This window comes from Halorarius litoreus (genome assembly GCF_024362405.1).
In the GTDB taxonomy this organism is placed as follows: Archaea; Halobacteriota; Halobacteria; order Halobacteriales; family Haloarculaceae; genus Halorarius; species Halorarius litoreus.
Genome location: NZ_CP101454.1, coordinates 2,956,107 through 2,972,591 on the forward strand (window position 1 = coordinate 2,956,107; position 16,485 = coordinate 2,972,591).

General features: G+C 67.5%; 19 protein-coding genes and 1 tRNA gene. 17 read left to right on the forward strand and 3 right to left on the reverse strand.

Going from position 1 to position 16,485, the window contains the following annotated elements; translation table 11 throughout:
- Position 1 precedes the first annotated feature (1 nt).
- From NL126_RS15585 to rpsB, 9 genes are all read left to right on the forward strand, one after another.
- Positions 2-748 carry a DNA-directed RNA polymerase subunit D gene (locus NL126_RS15585; protein WP_255195803.1) on the forward strand — a complete coding sequence of 249 codons (747 nt, stop codon included), beginning with the start codon at positions 2-4 and terminating at the stop codon, positions 746-748.
- A gap of 132 nt (positions 749-880) precedes the next feature.
- Positions 881-965 (forward strand) — tRNA-Leu (locus NL126_RS15590).
- A 33-nt stretch (positions 966-998) separates the two neighbouring features.
- Positions 999-1,349 carry a 50S ribosomal protein L18e gene (locus NL126_RS15595; RefSeq protein WP_255195804.1) on the forward strand — a complete coding sequence of 117 codons (351 nt, stop codon included), beginning with the start codon at positions 999-1,001 and terminating at the stop codon, positions 1,347-1,349.
- On the forward strand, positions 1,346-1,783 hold the full coding sequence (locus NL126_RS15600; protein WP_255195805.1) for a 50S ribosomal protein L13: 438 nt from the start codon (positions 1,346-1,348) through the stop codon (positions 1,781-1,783). Before NL126_RS15595 ends, NL126_RS15600 begins: the two co-directional genes overlap by 4 nt.
- Positions 1,777-2,175: a 30S ribosomal protein S9 gene (locus tag NL126_RS15605; RefSeq protein ID WP_255195806.1), complete on the forward strand. Its 399-nt coding sequence runs from the start codon at positions 1,777-1,779 to the stop codon at positions 2,173-2,175. Before NL126_RS15600 ends, NL126_RS15605 begins: the two co-directional genes overlap by 7 nt.
- Positions 2,176-2,186: 11 nt before the next feature.
- The gene (locus NL126_RS15610) at positions 2,187-2,381 is read left to right on the forward strand and encodes a DNA-directed RNA polymerase subunit N (RefSeq protein WP_255195807.1); all 195 of its coding nucleotides are present in this window, start codon (positions 2,187-2,189) and stop codon (positions 2,379-2,381) included.
- Positions 2,378-2,554: a DNA-directed RNA polymerase subunit K gene (locus NL126_RS15615; protein WP_255195808.1), complete on the forward strand. Its 177-nt coding sequence runs from the start codon at positions 2,378-2,380 to the stop codon at positions 2,552-2,554. The genes NL126_RS15610 and NL126_RS15615 overlap by 4 nt, the downstream gene beginning before the upstream one ends.
- A complete protein-coding gene (gene eno / locus NL126_RS15620; protein ID WP_255195809.1) occupies positions 2,551-3,747 on the forward strand; it encodes a phosphopyruvate hydratase in 1,197 nt (398 codons plus the stop codon). The genes NL126_RS15615 and eno overlap by 4 nt, the downstream gene beginning before the upstream one ends.
- On the forward strand, positions 3,744-4,565 hold the full coding sequence (gene rpsB / locus NL126_RS15625) for a 30S ribosomal protein S2 (RefSeq protein ID WP_255195810.1): 822 nt from the start codon (positions 3,744-3,746) through the stop codon (positions 4,563-4,565). The genes eno and rpsB overlap by 4 nt, the downstream gene beginning before the upstream one ends.
- A 48-nt stretch (positions 4,566-4,613) precedes the next feature.
- Here rpsB and NL126_RS15630 read toward each other — a convergent pair whose 3' ends face one another.
- On the reverse strand, positions 4,614-5,108 hold the full coding sequence (locus tag NL126_RS15630; protein ID WP_255195811.1) for an NUDIX domain-containing protein: 495 nt from the start codon (positions 5,106-5,108) through the stop codon (positions 4,614-4,616).
- Positions 5,109-5,191: 83 nt separating this feature from the next.
- Here NL126_RS15630 and mvk point away from each other — a divergent pair, with 83 nt between their 5' ends.
- Together mvk and NL126_RS15640 are read left to right on the forward strand one after the other, a co-directional pair.
- Positions 5,192-6,175 (forward strand): mevalonate kinase, encoded by a 984-nt coding sequence (gene mvk, locus NL126_RS15635; RefSeq protein WP_255195812.1) that lies wholly within the window; start codon positions 5,192-5,194, stop codon positions 6,173-6,175.
- A complete protein-coding gene (locus NL126_RS15640; RefSeq protein WP_255195813.1) occupies positions 6,172-6,903 on the forward strand; it encodes an isopentenyl phosphate kinase in 732 nt (243 codons plus the stop codon). Before mvk ends, NL126_RS15640 begins: the two co-directional genes overlap by 4 nt.
- 177 nt (positions 6,904-7,080) lie before the next feature.
- Here the strand turns inward: NL126_RS15640 and NL126_RS15645 are convergent, their stop codons facing one another.
- Both NL126_RS15645 and NL126_RS15650 read right to left on the reverse strand, forming a co-directional pair.
- Complete coding sequence (locus NL126_RS15645; RefSeq protein WP_255195814.1) at positions 7,081-8,217, reverse strand: acyl-CoA dehydrogenase family protein; 1,137 nt, start codon at positions 8,215-8,217, stop codon at positions 7,081-7,083.
- 30 nt (positions 8,218-8,247) lie between these two features.
- Positions 8,248-9,369: a sensor histidine kinase gene (locus NL126_RS15650; RefSeq protein ID WP_255195815.1), complete on the reverse strand. Its 1,122-nt coding sequence runs from the start codon at positions 9,367-9,369 to the stop codon at positions 8,248-8,250.
- A gap of 151 nt (positions 9,370-9,520) precedes the next feature.
- Here NL126_RS15650 and NL126_RS15655 point away from each other — a divergent pair, with 151 nt between their 5' ends.
- The 6 genes from NL126_RS15655 (at position 9,521) to NL126_RS15680 (ending at position 16,415) form a co-directional block, all read left to right on the forward strand.
- On the forward strand, positions 9,521-10,330 hold the full coding sequence (locus tag NL126_RS15655; RefSeq protein ID WP_255195816.1) for an SDR family oxidoreductase: 810 nt from the start codon (positions 9,521-9,523) through the stop codon (positions 10,328-10,330).
- A 72-nt stretch (positions 10,331-10,402) separates the two neighbouring features.
- Positions 10,403-11,200 (forward strand): GIDE domain-containing protein, encoded by a 798-nt coding sequence (locus tag NL126_RS15660; RefSeq protein WP_255195817.1) that lies wholly within the window; start codon positions 10,403-10,405, stop codon positions 11,198-11,200.
- Positions 11,201-11,272: 72 nt separating this feature from the next.
- Complete coding sequence (locus NL126_RS15665) at positions 11,273-11,668, forward strand: response regulator (RefSeq protein WP_255195818.1); 396 nt, start codon at positions 11,273-11,275, stop codon at positions 11,666-11,668.
- 257 nt (positions 11,669-11,925) lie between these two features.
- Positions 11,926-13,278: a ribonuclease J gene (locus tag NL126_RS15670; protein WP_255195819.1), complete on the forward strand. Its 1,353-nt coding sequence runs from the start codon at positions 11,926-11,928 to the stop codon at positions 13,276-13,278.
- Positions 13,275-14,312 carry a geranylfarnesyl diphosphate synthase gene (idsA3, locus tag NL126_RS15675; RefSeq protein WP_255195820.1) on the forward strand — a complete coding sequence of 346 codons (1,038 nt, stop codon included), beginning with the start codon at positions 13,275-13,277 and terminating at the stop codon, positions 14,310-14,312. The genes NL126_RS15670 and idsA3 overlap by 4 nt, the downstream gene beginning before the upstream one ends.
- Before the next feature lie 387 nt (positions 14,313-14,699).
- Positions 14,700-16,415 carry a glutamate--tRNA ligase gene (locus NL126_RS15680; RefSeq protein ID WP_255195822.1) on the forward strand — a complete coding sequence of 572 codons (1,716 nt, stop codon included), beginning with the start codon at positions 14,700-14,702 and terminating at the stop codon, positions 16,413-16,415.
- Positions 16,416-16,485 lie beyond the last annotated feature (70 nt).

Here is a 16,485-nt window from a genome sequence, read left to right on the forward strand (position 1 = left end):
GATGAGCGAGGACTACGAGGTCGAGTTCATCGAACGCGGCGACCGCAAGGCGCGGTTCCTCGTTCGGGGCGTCACACCGGCGTTCGCCAACGGTATCCGGCGAGCGATGCTCGCGGACGTGCCGACGCTCTCGATCGACGAGGTGCGAGTCATCGAGAACTCGTCGGTGATGTTCGACGAGCAGATCGGGCTCCGGCTCGGGCTCGTCCCGCTCACGACCCCGCCCGCCGAGTTCGAGGAAGGTGACCGCGTCACCCTCGCGCTCGACGTGCAGGGGCCGGACACGGCCTACTCGGGCGACCTCGTCTCGGCGGACGACATGGTCCAGCCGGCCGAGGACAACGTCCCCATCATCGACCTGAAGGAGGGCCAGCGGCTCGAGATCGAGGCCGACGCGGTGCTCGACACCGGCAAGACCCACGCCAAACATCAGGGCGGCGTGGCGGTCGGCTACCGCCACCTCCAGCAGGTCGAGGTCGTCGGTGACGCCGAGGAGTTCGAACAGGACGAACCGCACATCGTCCGCGGCGTCATCGAGGACGACGGCGAACTCGTCGCGACCGACGAGTTCGGCAACGACCTCTCGAACCGGTTCCCCGGCAAGGAGGTCGAGGTGACCGACGTGCCGAACGCGTTCGTGTTCCACGTCGAGACCGACGGCTCGATGACAGTCGAGGAACTCGTGCTGGCGGCCGTGGACACCATCCACGACCGCGCGGCCGAACTCGAAGACGCAGTCCAACTCTGAAGATGACCACGCGCGCCCCCACACCCACGAGTGTGCCCCCCACGAGCGCCGGCTCTGTCGGTGCCCGTGACGCTCCCAGCGAGTGTCACACCGAAGGGGTTAAAGACGGGCGCGCGGTACCCACGTTTGCGAGCAGGGATAGCCAAGTCTGGCCAACGGCGCAGCGTTCAGGGCGCTGTCGTGTAGACGTCCGCAGGTTCAAATCCTGCTCCCTGCATCCATTCTTACCCTGGAATCGGAGTGATAACGCATGAGCAAGACCAACCCGAGACTCAACAGTCTCATCGCCGACCTCAAGTCCACCACCCGCAACGGTGGCGGCGACGTGTGGGCCGACATCGCCGACCGGCTGGAGAAGCCGCGGCGCACCCACGCTGAGGTCAACCTGGGTCGCATCGAACGGTACGCCCGCGAGGACGAGACCGTCGTCGTACCCGGTAAGGTGCTCGGTTCCGGTGCGCTCCGCAAGGGCGTCACCGTCGCAGCCGTCGACTTCTCGTCGTCGGCGCGAACGAAGATCGAGCACGTCGGTGAGGCTATCCGACTGGAAGAAGCGCTCGAGAACAACCCCGACGGCTCCGACGTGCGGGTGATCCGATGAGCTACGCAGAGTTCGACGCCGACGTTATCGTCGACGCTCGCGACTGCATCATGGGTCGCGTCGCATCCAACGTCGCCCAGCGCGCGCTCGACGGCGAGCGCGTCGCCGTGGTGAACGCCGAGCAGGCGGTCATCACCGGCAACGAGGAGCCCACGATGGAGGTGTACGAGAAGCGGCGGGACATCGGGTCCGACCGCGGTCCGTACTACCCCAAGCGACCAGACCGCATCTTCAAGCGGTCCATCCGCGGGATGGTCCCCTACAAGACGACGAGCGGTCGCGAGGCGTTCGAGAACGTCCGTGTCTACGTCGGCAACCCGTACGACGAGGACGGCGAGATCCTCGAGGGCACGTCGCTGGATCGACTGTCGAACATCAAGTTCACCACTCTCGGTGAGATCTCCGAGGGACTGGGGGCCAACGTAACATGGTAACGAACACGTCCGGTAAGAAGAAGACGGCCATCGCCCGCGCCACCGTGCGCGACGGCTCCGGGAAGGTTCGCGTCAACAGCCAGCCCGTCGAGCTCGTCGAGCCCGAACAGGCGCGACTCAAGATGCTGGAACCGTTCCGCATCGCCGACGACGAACTGCGCGAGTCGGTCGATGTCGAGCTGACGATTTCGGGTGGAGGGTACGCCGGGCAGGCCGACGCCGCCCGAACGGCTATTGCACGCGGCCTCGTCCAGCACAGCAACGATGCTGAGCTCCGTGACGCGTTCATGGCGTTCGACCGCTCGCTGCTGGTCAACGACGTGCGCCAGTCCGAATCGAAGAAGTGGGGCGGCCCCGGCGCACGGGCTCGCTACCAGAAGTCCTACCGCTAGGTGATTCACACATGATGGTCCCGGTCCGGTGCTTCACGTGCGGCAAGGTCGTCGGCGAACACTGGGAAGAGTTCAAGGCTCGCACCCGCGAGGACGACGAGGACCCCAAACAGGTCCTCGACGAACTCGGCGTGGAGCGTGCCTGCTGTCGACGCATGCTCGTCTCGCACAAGGACCTCGTCGACGTGGTGGCTCCCTACCAATGAGAACCGAGAACCGCTACGAGAAGGCGCGCATCCTCGGGGCCCGAGCCCTGCAGGTGAGCTACGGCGCGCCCGTGCTCGTCGAGACGAAGCAGACGGAGCCGATCCTCATCGCGGCCGAGGAGTACGACGCGGACGTGCTGCCGTTCACGGTTCGGCGGGGTGACGACGCGTGACGCTCGTCACCGAGGTTCGACTGCGGCAGGTGCTCGACTCTCGGGGGAACCCGACGGTCGAGGCCGAGGTCCGGACGGAGTCCGGTGGTTTCGGTCGGGCGGCAGCTCCCTCGGGGGCGTCGACCGGCGAGTACGAGGCCATCGAGCTCCCGCCGGAGGAGGCCATCGCGAACGCGCGTGACCTCGCCGTGCCACGAATCGAGGGGCAGGTGTACGCGGGCGACCAGCGCTCCGTAGACCGTGCGCTTCGAGGCGCGGACGGCACCGACGACTTCTCGAAGATCGGTGCGAACTCGGCCGTGGCCATCTCGATGGCCGCCGCCAAGGCGGGCGCCGACATGCTCGGTGCCCCCCTGTACCAGCACCTCGGTGGCGCGTTCCGTGGCGAGAACTTCCCCGTTCCACTGGGGAACGTCATCGGCGGCGGCGAACACGCCGAAGACGCCACGCACATCCAGGAGTTCCTCGCCGCCCCCGTCGGCGCACCCAGCGTCGCGGACGCGGTGTTCGCGAACGCCGCCGTTCACGGCGAGGTTCACGACATCCTCACCGAGCGCGGCATCCCCGCCGCGAAGGGCGACGAGGGCGCGTGGGCGCCGTCCATCGACGACGCCGAAGCGTTCGAGATCGTCGAGCAGGCCGTCGAGACGGTCGCCGACGACGTGGGCTTCGACATCAAGTTCGGGCTCGACGTCGCCGCGGCCGAACTCTACGAGGACGGCGAGTACGTCTACGGCGACGAGACTCGAACTCCGGAGGAGCAGGTCGATTACATCGCCTCGCTCGTCACGGAGTACGACCTCGCGTACGTCGAGGACCCGCTCGACGAGGACGACTACGAGGGCTTCGCCGACCTCACCGAGCGAGTCGGCGACCGGACGCTCGTCTGTGGCGACGACCTGTTCGTCACCAACACCGAGCGCCTGCAGGACGGTATCGACCAGGGCGCGGCCAACTCGATTCTGGTGAAGCCGAACCAGATCGGGACGCTGACGGACGCGTTCGACGCGGTCGAACTCGCCCTGCGGAACGGCTACGCCCCCGTCATCTCCCACCGGTCGGGCGAGACGGAGGACACCACCATCGCACACCTCGCCGTGGCGACCGACGCCCCGTTCATCAAGACGGGCGCGGTCGGTGGCGAGCGCACCGCCAAGCTGAACGAACTCATTCGAATCGAGGCAAACGCATGAGCGACAACGAAGAGGGCCTCGACGCGGCCGAATCCGACATCGACGAGGAGCCCACCGGCGAGACCGGTGCGGAGCCCGCCGACGATCCGGAGCCGGTCGCCGACGAGGCCGACGACACCGAAGAGACCGCCGAGGCTGAAGAGGCCGAGGCCGAACCCACGGAGGCCGAGGAGGCCGCTGCCGAGGAAGAGCCGGAGGAGACGCCCGTGCTCGACGAGGACGTCATGCCCGACGACGAGGCAGACCTCCTCATCCCCGTCGAGGACTACCTGGCTGCGGGGGCCCACATCGGGACCCAGCAGAAGACGAAGTCCATGGAGCGGTTCATCCACCGCGTCCGGACGGACGGGCTGTACGTGCTCGACGTCTCCCAGACCGACCAGCGCATCCGCACGGCGGCGTCGTTCCTCGCGAACTACGACCCCGAGCAGATCCTGGTCGCGTCCAGCCGTCAGTACGGTCGGTTCCCCGCCGAGAAGTTCGCGGAGGCCGTCGGCGCTCGCGCGCGGACGGGCCGCTTCATCCCGGGGACGCTGACGAACCCGAAGTACGACGGCTACATCGAGCCGGACGTCGTGGTCGTCACCGACCCCATCGGTGACAGCCAGGCCGTCAAGGAGGCAATCACGGTCGGCATCCCGGTCATCGCGATGTGCGACTCCAACAACACCACCTCGAACGTCGACCTCGTCATCCCGACGAACAACAAGGGTCGCAAGGCCCTGTCGGTCGTCTACTGGCTACTCGCCAACGAGACGCTCGACCGCCGCGGCGCCGAACCGGCGTACGCGCTCGACGACTTCGAGACGGACCTCTGAAGCGAGTCGATTTTCGTTTCTCGCACGCGGCCAGCGACGGCACTCTCGTCAGTCCGACAGTTCGCCGAGCAGGTCGTATAGCCGGTCCTCGGGCACCGACTCGTGCCACCGTGCGCCCTCGTGCGGCTCGCCAGCCGCGTCGCCCGTGAACACGACGAACGGCAGGGGGATGGAGTCACGCTCAGTCCAATCTTGACAGTAGCGGACGTGAACGTGCCGGACGTTAGTGAGGCGGGGATCCAGTCCCGTCTGGTCGCGGACTGCCTGTCGGGCGCAGTCGAGGGGGTCGTCGCCCGGCTGGCGGGTCGCCCCGGGCTCGCGCCACCCCTCGTCGCTCTCGACGAGCAGCACGCGCCCCGACGAATCGCGGAGCCACGCACCAGCCCCACCACAGCTGTCGAAGTGGCGGACGCGGTTGTGGAGGCGGTCGTACTCCTCGGCCGAGACCTCCCGTGGCTCGCGGACGACCTCCAGGTTGCCGTACTCGGCGGCGAGCTCGGAGAGGACGCGGTCGAGGTGGCGACACGCCGCGGTGACCGACATACCCGCTCTTGGGAGGCGGCCGGTTTAGCCGTTTCCGCCCGCGTTCGGATAGGCTTATTCACACGGCGCGACCACCACCGCGCATGACCACTTCGAGCGCCCCCGGCAAGGTGTACCTGTTCGGGGAGCACGCCGTCGTCTACGGCGAGCCGGCGGTCCCGTGTGCCGTCGGCCGGCGGGCACGGGTGACGGCAGAGCGGCGGGACGACGGGCGCGTCAGAGTCGAGGCGAGCGACCTCTCGCTCGACGGCTTCGCCATCACCTACGGCGGCGACCTCGACGAGGCGGACGTGAACGTGCCGAGCGGCCTCGTCGAGGCCGCGACGGGCTACGTCGACGGCGCGGTCGACCAGGCTCGTGACGCCGCCGGCGAACCGGACGCTGGCTTCACCGTCACCATCGAGTCTGACATCCCGCTTGGCGCCGGACTCGGTTCTTCCGCGGCCGTGGTCGTCGCGGGTATCGACGCCGCCACGCGCGAACTCGGCGTCGAACTCCCGCCCGAAGAACTCGCCGACCGCGCGTACCAGGTCGAACACGAGGTGCAGGAGGGGCAGGCATCGCGCGCCGACACGTTCTGCTCGGCCATGGGCGGCGCCGTCCGGGTCGAAGGCGACGACTGTCGTCGCATCCCCGACGCGCCCGAACTCCCGTTCGTCATCGGGTACGATGGGGGAGCGGGTAACACGGGCGAACTGGTGGCGAACGTCCGCGGACTGCGCGAGCAGTACACGTTCGCCGCCGACACGGTCGAGGCTATCGGCGACATCGTCCGGACGGGCGAACACGCCCTCGAGAACGACGACGTCGAGGAGGTCGGCCGACTCATGAACTTCAACCACGGGCTGCTGTCGGCGCTCGGCGTCTCCTCGCGCTCGCTCGACACGATGGTGTGGGCCGCCCGCGACGCCGGTGCGATGGGGGCGAAGCTCACCGGCGCGGGCGGCGGCGGCTGTATCGTCGCGCTCGATACGAGTGAGGGTGCCCGGACCGCTCTGGACTACACGCCCGGCTGTGAAGAGGCGTTCCGCGCGGAGCTCGACACCGACGGGGTGCGCGCCGAGTGACTCGCATTCTCAAGCTCGGTGGGAGTGTCGTCACCCGAAAAGACGAGCCGGAGACGGTCGACGCCGAGCAGCTCGGCTCGCTCGCCGACGCCATCGCCGACGCACCCGACGACCTCGTGGTCGTCCACGGCGGCGGGTCGTTCGGCCACCACCACGCCAGCGCGTACGGCGTCTCGACGGTCGACGGGAGCCACGACGCCGCGGCCGCCCGGGACATCCACGGTGCGATGAAGGAGCTCAACGACGCCGTCGTCGCAGCGCTCGCCGACCGCGGCGTCCCGGCGGTCCCTGTCCACCCGTTCTCGGCAGCCAGCCGCACCGCGACGGGCGAACTCTCGCTGTCGACGGCCCCCGTCTCGGCGATGCTCACGGAGGGGTTCGTTCCGGTACTCCACGGTGACGTCGTCGCGCACGCCGGGAAGGGCGTCACCATCCTCTCCGGCGACGAACTCGTCGCGGACCTCGCGACACACCTCGGTGCCGATCGGGTCGGGCTCTGCTCGGCGGTGCCGGGTGTCCTCGACACCGACGGCGAGGTCGTCCCGCACATCGCGGCGTTCGACGACGTGGCAGCTGCACTGGGCGGCAGCGACGCCACGGACGTGACCGGCGGGATGGCTGGCAAGGTCAGAGAGTTGCTCGCACTCTCGGTGCCGGCGTACGTCTTCGGCGTCGACGGCACCCGTGAGTTCCTCGCCGGCGGCGACCCCGGCACCCGGATCGACTAAGGTTCAAATAGGAGGGGGCGGCCAGCGCCCCCGTGCAATAGCGTTCAGCGTGCGCGGGCCGAGGCGGTTGTGTGGTCCACCCGTGTACGTCACGACGAGCCGGACCGCCTGTTCGCTCACCTGCCAGGACCGGCGTTCGACCTGCTTCCCACGCGCTCGGGGGACCTCCCGTGCGGCTCAGAGGTCCAGTAACTCCTTCGCGATGATGTTGCGCTGAATCTCGCTCGCCCCCTCGCCGATCTGGTAGATCTTCGTGTGGCGGAACTGGCGTTCGACGGGGTAGTCGCGGGTGTAGCCGTTGCCGCCGTGGAGCTGGACCGCGTCGCTGGCGACCTCCTCGGCGATTTCACTCGCGTACAGTTTCGCCATCGACGCGAGTTTCGTCGGCTTCTCGCCGTCATCGACCTGCTGGGCGGCGTCGTAGACGAGTCGCCGCGCGCACTCGACCTTCACGCCCATGTCCGCGACTTTGTGCTGGACGGCCTGGAACCCCCGGAGTTCGCGGTCGAACTGCTCGCGCTGTTTGACGTACTCCACCGTGTGTTCGAGACAGCCCTGTGCGATGCCGAGCGCCTGCGCCGCGATGCCGACGCGCTCCTCCTCGAAGAACTCCATCAGCTGGTAGAAGCCCATGTTCTCGTAGCCGACGAGGTTCGCCTCGGGGACGCGGACGCCGTCGTACCTGAGCTGTGCGGTCTCGCTCGCGTTCCACCCCATCTTGTGGATCTCGGTCTCGACCTCGAACCCGTCTCTATCGGTCTCGACGATGAACGCCGAGATGCCGCCGTGTCCCTCGTCGCCGGTGCGAGCCATCGTCAGCACGTAGTCCGCGATGGTGCCGTGTGTGATGAACGTCTTGACGCCGTCGATGACGTACTCGTCCCCGTCTTTCCGGGCGCTCGTCTCGATGCCCGCGGCGTTCGATCCGTGGTTCGGCTCGGTGTTGCCGAGCGCGCCGATGAGGTCTCCGTCGGCGACCCCGCACAGGATGCGTTTCTTCTGTTCCTCGGTGCCGTACTCGCGAATCATCCGGGTGCCGAACTCGGTGCCGATGGCCGCGAGCATCCCGGCGTCGACACGGCAGATCTCTTCCATGAAGAGGCACGTCTCGACTTGCGAGAGCCCGGCGCCACCGTACGCCTCGGGGATGGTACCGCCGACGAGCCCCGTCTCGACGGCCTTCTCCCACACCTCGCGAGGCCACTCGCCGCTGTCCTCGTGTTCCCGAGCGACCGGTGCGATCTCCGTCTCGGCGAACTCGCGGGCCGTGCGGCGGATGGCTCGCTGCTCCTCGGTGAAACTGAAGTCGACCACGACCCACCGTCCCCTGGTGGGTGGTTATAGTTACCGCCGCGCATTGGCGGCCGACGAGGCGTCGGCCAGCGGAAGCTCCACGACCAGCACCGTGCCGCGTGGCTCGTTGTCCTCGGTCACGACCGACCCGCCGAACTGGTCGACGAGCGTGGAGACGAGATACAGTCCGAGCCCCTCGCCAGTGCTCGACGCGCCCTGTTCGCCCTGTTGCAGGTACGTCTGGCGGTGGGACTCGGGGATGCCGGGACCGTTGTCCGCGATACACACCGTCGCCGTTTCCTCGCCGGTGGTGAGTGTCACGCGGACGTGTTTCTCGTCGGCATCGTTGTGCTTGATGGCGTTCACCAGGAGGTTCTCGAACACCGCCCCGAGCGTCTGGTTCGCGATGACGAGCACGTCGGCTTCGAGGTCGGCCTCGAACGTCGCGTCGGGGTACGCCGACTGTGCGACCGCGAGTTCCGAACCGAGGACCGACGAGACGTCCGTCGGCCGCAGGTTCAGCTCCTCGGAGAGCGTCCGCATGAGCACGCGAACGTTGTCGACGAGTTCCGTCATGTGCTCGCCGCGCTCGTCGATGCGGGCGAGGAGCTGCTGGCCCTCCTCGTCGACGTGCCCCTCCAGCATGTCGGCGTAGCCGTTGATGACCTGCAGGCCGTTGAGCACGTTGTGCCGCAGCAGGTGGTTGATGAACTCGAGGGTGTCCTGCTGGGCGCTCGTCCGCTCGACGAGTCGCTCGTTCTGGCGGGCTCGTGCCCGGTTGATTCCCGCGACTATCCCGACGGCCCCACCGAGGTTCCCGTACAGCACGAACTGCGAGCGCATCGACACCAGACTATCGCCGGCCAGTAGCTCGGGCAGTGAGGCCCACGTGTAGAGCGTCCAGAGAACGGCGATACCACCGATGAACCAGAGGGTGGCGACCGTGATGTCACCGCGGCTCAGACTCGTCCGCGAGAGGTAGACGCCCACCCCGAGAACGATGACCGGGAGTGCGATGTCCATGAACGTGTAGAACAGGACGGTGAGGATGTCCTCGCCGACGTACTCCTCGGCGACGGTGATGATTCCCCCGACCGCTAGCAAACCGGCAACGAGGTAGATACCGGTCGCTCGTGGGAACAGATCCCCCCACCGCCGTTCCGCACCGAACATACCCCTCCACCGCGGCCCTTGGTAATAGAGCTACTGCCAGGAGCGTGGAGCGAGCCCTGCCATCGGCAGAGATAAGACACGTCCACCGCACGTTCCGTGCGAACTGGACACATGGAACTCCAACTCAGTTTCTCATTTATGCGTGGTACCGATGAGTGAGGCGTGGCCCGACACGCCGGCTGCGACCGACCTGTTCGCCGCCGACCTGCTCGCTGGGGAGGTGGCGCTCGTTACCGGCGGTGGGACGGGCATCGGCGAGGAGATCGCCACGGCCTACGCCGACCTCGGTGCGGACGTAGCGGTCGCCTCGCGGAACATGGACCATCTCGACCCGGTCGCCGAGGCCATCGAGGAGCGGGGACAAGACGCCTGTGCGACGACGGTCGACATCCGCGACAAGGACGAGGTCGACGCGATGACCGAGACCGTCGTCGACGAGCTCGGCCCACCGACGGTGCTCGTGAACAACGCGGGGGCGAACTTCCTCACACCGTTCGAGAACCTCTCGGCGAACGGCTGGCGCGCCGTCGTCGGCACCATCCTCGACGGCACCGCCTACTGCACGATGTCGGTCGGCGAGCACATGGTCGAGCAGGGCCGCGGCTCCATCATCGCGATGGGGGCGACCAACAGCGTGGACGGCGCGCCGTTCCACGCCCACTCCGGCGCGGGGAAGGCGGGCGTCCACAACCTGATGCAGACGGTCGCCTCCGAGTGGGCACACCACGGCGTCCGGGCGAACACCATCGCCCCCGGCATCATCGAGACCGATGGCGTCACCGAGGCGGCCGGCGGGTCGCTCCCCGAGCAGATCATGGAGGAGATCGCCGCCGACCGGTTCGGGACGCCCGCCGACTGCGTCCCGCTCGCGGTGTTCCTCGCCTCCCCCGCGAGCGCCTACGTCACCGGGGCGTACTACACGGTCGACGGGGGGCACAACGTCGCCCGGTCGCCGTACTAGCCAACGCGCTTTTCACTTCGGACCGCAAGCCGTCGGGATGATGCCCTCCACCGTCACCCGTGGTGATGCCCCGTGAACCCCGTGACCGTGCTCGTCGGGCTCGTCCTGCTCGGCGTCGGCGCGTTCGCGATCGCCCGCGGCCGGAAGCGTCGCCACCAGAAGGCGACCATCGAGGGCACCGAGACGACCGACGTCCTGCGCCTGACACCTGGGCCGGTCGAGGTCGTGGGGCGGGCGGTCCCGACCGACGACGGGCCGATGCGCGCGCCCTTTTCCGAGGAGGACTGTCTGGTGGCGTACTGGGAGATCGAGGAGTGGGAGGAGTCCGGGAAACACTCGAGCTGGGACACCGAGGGGTCGGGCTACCTCGCGACCCCGTTCTACGTCGACGACGGCACAGACCGGGTTCTGATTCGGCCGGACGGCGCGACGCTCGATATCGACCGTCATGCGGAGCCGGTCATCGAAGTGGGCGCGGACGAGACCCCACCGCGGGCGATTCAGGAGTTCCTCGACCTCGAGTCGACGCCGGGTGGCCCGGACCGTGCGCTCATCTCGGCGCTCGACTGGGGCCAGCAGATCGGCGACCGCCGCTACCGGCAGGACCTCATCCGCCCGGGCGAACAGGTGTACGTCCACGGGACGGCGACGCGCGTCGGGGCACGCGAGTTCGGCGGAAACGACTTCGAGATCGTCGCGTCGGCCGACGACGGCCACCACGACGCGGACCTCTTTCTCGTCTCGGACCGCTCGGAGGACGACCTCATCGCCGCACGCCGGCACGCCATCGCCTACCTCGTTGGTGGTGGCGTGCTCGCGCTCGTGGGGCTCGCGCTCCTCGTTAGTGGTCTCTTGCCAACAGGATTGTGACGACCTCACCCGTGTATTGCCGGGTTTATTTCACCGATACCATTAAGATATCTACCTCCCAAGGACTGCTCGATGCCGATACACGCGGCGCAGCTCCAGTCGACGGTACTCTGCCTCGACGACGACGAGGCGGTACTGGAGCTGTTGGAGGCGTTCTTGCCCCGGCAGGGCGCCTACGAGGTTCGGACGACGACCGACCCCGACCGCGGGTTCGAACTGGTCGCCGACGGGGCGGCCGACCTCGTCGTCTGTGACTACAAGATGGGCTCCTGTTCGGGTATCGACTTCCTCCAGCGCGTTCGCCGCGAGGGCCACGATCTCCCGTTCGTCCTCTTCACCGGGCACGCCACGGAGGATGTCTCTGCGGCGGCAGAACGCGCCGGCGCGACTGACTTCGTGCGGAAGGGCGGCCCCGAGCGCCTCGACGAGTTGGTCGCGTCGCTCGCGACGGCTGCCTCCCGGACGTAGTCGCGGTGCGTCGCGAGCCACGACCTTTTTAACCCTGCGCCTGAAAGTCTCCGGTAACCGAGACACGGTCGCCCCGGGATAACGGACGGGCGACCGGCTATATCGACCGGAGACGGCCAGCCGGGCTCACGGTTTCGGGCCTGTCTGGTTCCGACGGTCGACACCGCCGCGGTCCAGTCGGGCCGCCAGTTGCGGATGCTCGCCGGTTCCCCATCAGGACGCGTCTTGGGGGCGACCCTTCCTCGGCAGACACAACTATGGAAGTCGAAATCGCAACCATCGGTGGATACGAGGAGGTCGGTCGGCAGATGACTGCCGTCCGCGCTGGCGACGACGTCGTCATCTTCGACATGGGCCTCAACCTGTCGAAGGTCCTCATCCACGACAACGTAGAGACGGAACGGATGCACAGCCTGGACCTCATCGACATGGGGGCCATTCCCGACGACCGCGTGATGTCCGACATCGAGGGCGACGTGCAGGCCATCGTGCCGACGCACGGCCACCTCGACCACATCGGTGCCATCTCGAAGCTCGCCCACCGCTACGACGCCCCCATCGTCGCCACGCCGTTCACCATCGAGCTCGTCAAACAGCAGATCGAGGGTGAAGAGAAGTTCGGGGTCCAGAACGACCTCGTGAAGATGGACCCCGGCGAGCAGATGCAGATCGGCGACTCCGGCAACGTTCAGCTCGAGTTCGTCAACGTCACCCACTCCATCATCGACGCCATCAACCCCGTCCTCCACACGCCGGAGGGGGCTGTCGTCTACGGCCTCGACAAACGGATGGACCACACGCCGGTCATCGGCGACCCCATCGACATGAAGCGGTTCCGTGAGATCGGCCGCGAAGGTGCGGGCGTGCTCGCGTACATCGAGGACTGTACGAACGCTGGTCGGAAGGGTCGCACGCCCTCCGAATCGGTGGCACGCCGCCACCTGAAGGACGTGATGACCTCCGTCGAGGACTACGACGGCGGTATCGTCGCCACGACGTTCTCGAGCCACATCGCTCGCGTGAAGTCGCTCGTGGAGTTCGCCCGCGACATCGACCGCCAGCCCGTGCTGCTCGGCCGGTCGATGGAGAAGTACTCGGGGACTGCAGAGCGGCTCGGCTTCATCGACTTCCCCGGCGACGTGGGGATGTACGGCCACCGCAAGAGCGTCGACCGCACGTTCAAGCGCATCATGAACGAGGGGAAGGAGAACTACCTCCCCATCGTCACCGGCCACCAGGGCGAGCCGCGCGCGATGCTCACCCGGATGGGCCGCGGCGAGACGCCGTACGAACTGGACGAGGGTGACAAGGTCATCTTCTCGGCGCGCGTCATCCCGGAGCCCACCAACGAGGGCCAGCGCTACCAGTCGGAGAAGCTGCTCGGCATGCAGGGCGCTCGCATCTACGACGACATCCACGTTTCGGGCCACCTCCGCGAGGAGGGCCACTACGCGATGCTCGACGCGCTCGAACCCAAGCACGTCATCCCGGCCCATCAGGACATGAAGGGGTTCGCGCCGTACGTCGACCTCGCGGCGAAGAAGGGGTACCAGCTCGGCCGTGACCTGCACGTCACCCGCAACGGTAACATCATCCAGCTGACCGAATGAGCACCGAAGAGCGCGTCCGGGGTGCCCTCGAGGACCGCCGCGAGGCGGTCAACGAGGCCATCCGCGAGCAGTTGCCGGTCACCCGGCCCGAGCGGCTGTACGAGGCGTCCCGCTACCTGCTGGACGCGGGCGGCAAACGGCTCCGCCCGGTCGTCCTGCTGCTCACCGCGGAGGCGCTCGCCGAGGTGGAATCGTGTTCGGAGGACTACCGCGCGTTTCCCGACCTCACGGGCGGCGAGGTAGACATCATGTCCGCTGCCGTCTCCATCGAGGTCATCCAGTCGTTCACGCTCATCCACGATGATATCATGGACGACGACGACCTCCGGCGCGGCGTTCCCGCCGTGCACAAGGAGTACGACCTGGAGACCGCGATTCTCGCCGGCGATACGCTCTACTCGAAGGCGTTCGAGTACATGCTCGAGACGGACGCCCCCGCCGAACGCGAGGTGCGTGCGCTCGACGAGCTTGCGACCACCTGTACCGAAATCTGTGAAGGCCAGGCGTTCGACGTGGAGTTCGAGAGTCGCGACGACGTGACGACCGACGAGTACCTGGAGATGGTCGAACTCAAGACCGCCGTGCTGTACGCGGCGGCCGCGGCCATCCCTGCGATTCTACTCGGTGCGGACGACGAGACGGTCGATGCGCTCCACGGCTACGGGCTGGACATCGGCCGCGCGTTCCAGATTCAGGACGACCTGCTCGACCTGACCACCCCCTCGGAGAAGCTCGGAAAACAGCGCGGCTCCGACCTCGTCGAGGGCAAGCGGACCATCATCACGCTCCACGCCCGCAACCAGGGGGTCGACGTGGACGCTCTCGTCGACGCCGACGACCCCGAGAACGTCACGGAGGCGGACATCGACACGGCCGTCGGCACGCTTGAGGAGGCCGGCTCCATCGAGTTCGCCCGCGAGATGGCGAACGACCTCGTCGCCTCCGGCAAGGCGCGACTGGAGTGTCTCCCCGACACCGAGGCACACTCGCTACTCGAGGATATCGCGGACTTCCTCGTCGAGCGGGAGTACTAGAACGCCCACTTTTTCCACCTCCATCACGGCCCTTCGGGCCGCTCCGCGCTTCGCGGATGCTGACTAGACAGCCATCGCTCGACGCGCGAGAAGCAGGACGAACGGAGTCGTCCGACGGCGACCCCCTGTGCAACCGGAGCGGTGCAGCGGTCGACCAGTCGTGTGAACCGTGACTGCTGGTCTCCGGTCACGGGGGCAACCACGGAACGACGAGCCACGGTTGCCGGTCGAGGGCACCTCGGTCCGGGACGAACCGAGTGCGGTGTCGTTCCGTTCGACCGTGATATGGCCCGAGATAAAGGTGTATTGATACCTGCAGGTGGCTGCACATATCGCCCCGGCCCCGAATCCACGGGCTTTTCGCCCCCGGGCGAGGATGAGCCGGTAATGGACGACGACCTCCGCGAGCGGGTCGAGCACGCCGCCGAGACCGCGGCGCTGTTCAACGCGCTCAAACACGACAGCGACGCACAGGTCGGGGCCATCATGGGGCCGATGATGGGCGAGAACCCCGAGTTCCGTCCGCACGGCGACGAGATCCCCGGTATCATCGCGCCGGTCATCGAGCGCGTCAACGGGCTCTCCGCCGACGAGAAGCGCGAGCGCCTCGCCGAACTCGACCCCGAGGCCGTCGAGGAGCTGAATGCCGAGGACGACGAGGAGGCGCATCCCCTCCCGGACCTCCCGAACGTCGACGACTACGACGAGGTGCGGATGCGCGCCGCGCCGAACCCCAACGGTCCGTGGCACCTCGGGCACGCCCGGATGCCGTCGGTCATCGGCACGTATCAGGAGCGGTACGACGGCTCCTTCATCGTCCGGTTCGACGACACCGACCCCGAGACGAAGCGCCCGGACCTCGACGCCTACGACTCCATCCTCGACGACATCGACTACCTCGGCTTCGAGCCCGACGAGGTCCACAAGGCCAGCGACCGCGTCGACATCTACTACGAGCACGCTCGCGAGCTCATCGAGCTGGGTGGCGCCTACACCTGTTCGTGTTCGGGCGAGGCGTTCTCCGAGCTGAAGAACAGCGGGGAGGCATGTCCTCACCGCGACAAGGACCCCGAGACGGTCGCCGAGGAGTTCGAGGCCATGGTCGACGGCGACTACTCCTCGGGTGAGATGGTCCTCCGGGTGAAGACCGACATCGAGCACAAGAACCCCGCGCTGCGTGACTGGGTCGCCTTCAGAATGGTCGACACGCCGCACCCGCGCGAGGCGGCGGAACACTATCGCTGCTGGCCGATGCTCGACTTCCAGTCCGGCGTCGACGACCACCTGCTGGGCGTCACGCACATCATCCGCGGCATCGACCTGCAGGACTCGGCGAAGCGCCAGCAGTTCGTCTACGACTACTTCGACTGGGAGTACCCCGAGGTGATGCACTGGGGCCACGTCCAGATCGACGCGTACGACGTGAAGATGTCCACCTCGACCATCAAGGAGCTCATCGACGAGGGCAAACTCGACGGCTGGGACGACCCGCGCGCGCCGACCATCAAGTCCGTCCGTCGCCGCGGCATCCGTGGCGAAGCCATCGTCGACGCGATGGTGGGCCTCGGTGCCTCCACCTCGAACGTCGACCTCGCGATGTCTACCATCTACGCGAACAACCGTGACCTCGTCGACGACGAGACGGACCGCGCGTTCTGTGTCCGGGAGGGCGTCCGTTTCCCGCTCTCGGGTGGGCCGAGCGTCGCACACCCCCCGAAACACCCCGACCACGAGGAGCGCGGCAAGCGCGAGATTCCCGTGGGCGATGCCGTCCTCATCGAGGCCGAGGATGCGCCCGACGTGGGAGAGCGGGTCTGGCTGAAGGGATTCGGCCCGGTTGGCCGCGAGGGTGACACGCTCGTCTTCACCGACGAGGACATCTCGCTCGTCCGCGAGGAGGGCGTGCCGGTGATTCACTGGGTGCCCGTCGAGGGCTCGAAGTCGGTGCGCCTGCGGACGATGGACGGCGACGTGCCGTGTTTCACCGAGCCCGGTATCACGGAGTACGAGGAGGGCGACCTGTTGCAGTTCGAGCGCGTCGGCTTCGCGCGCATCGACGAGCAGGCCGACCGGGAGACGGTCTGCTACTTCACCCACCCGTAACGCGCGGGCCCGTCGGCCGGCGGCCCTGCGTTCGTGCCTAATTTTAAGTATTCTGGTAGAGACTGCCTCA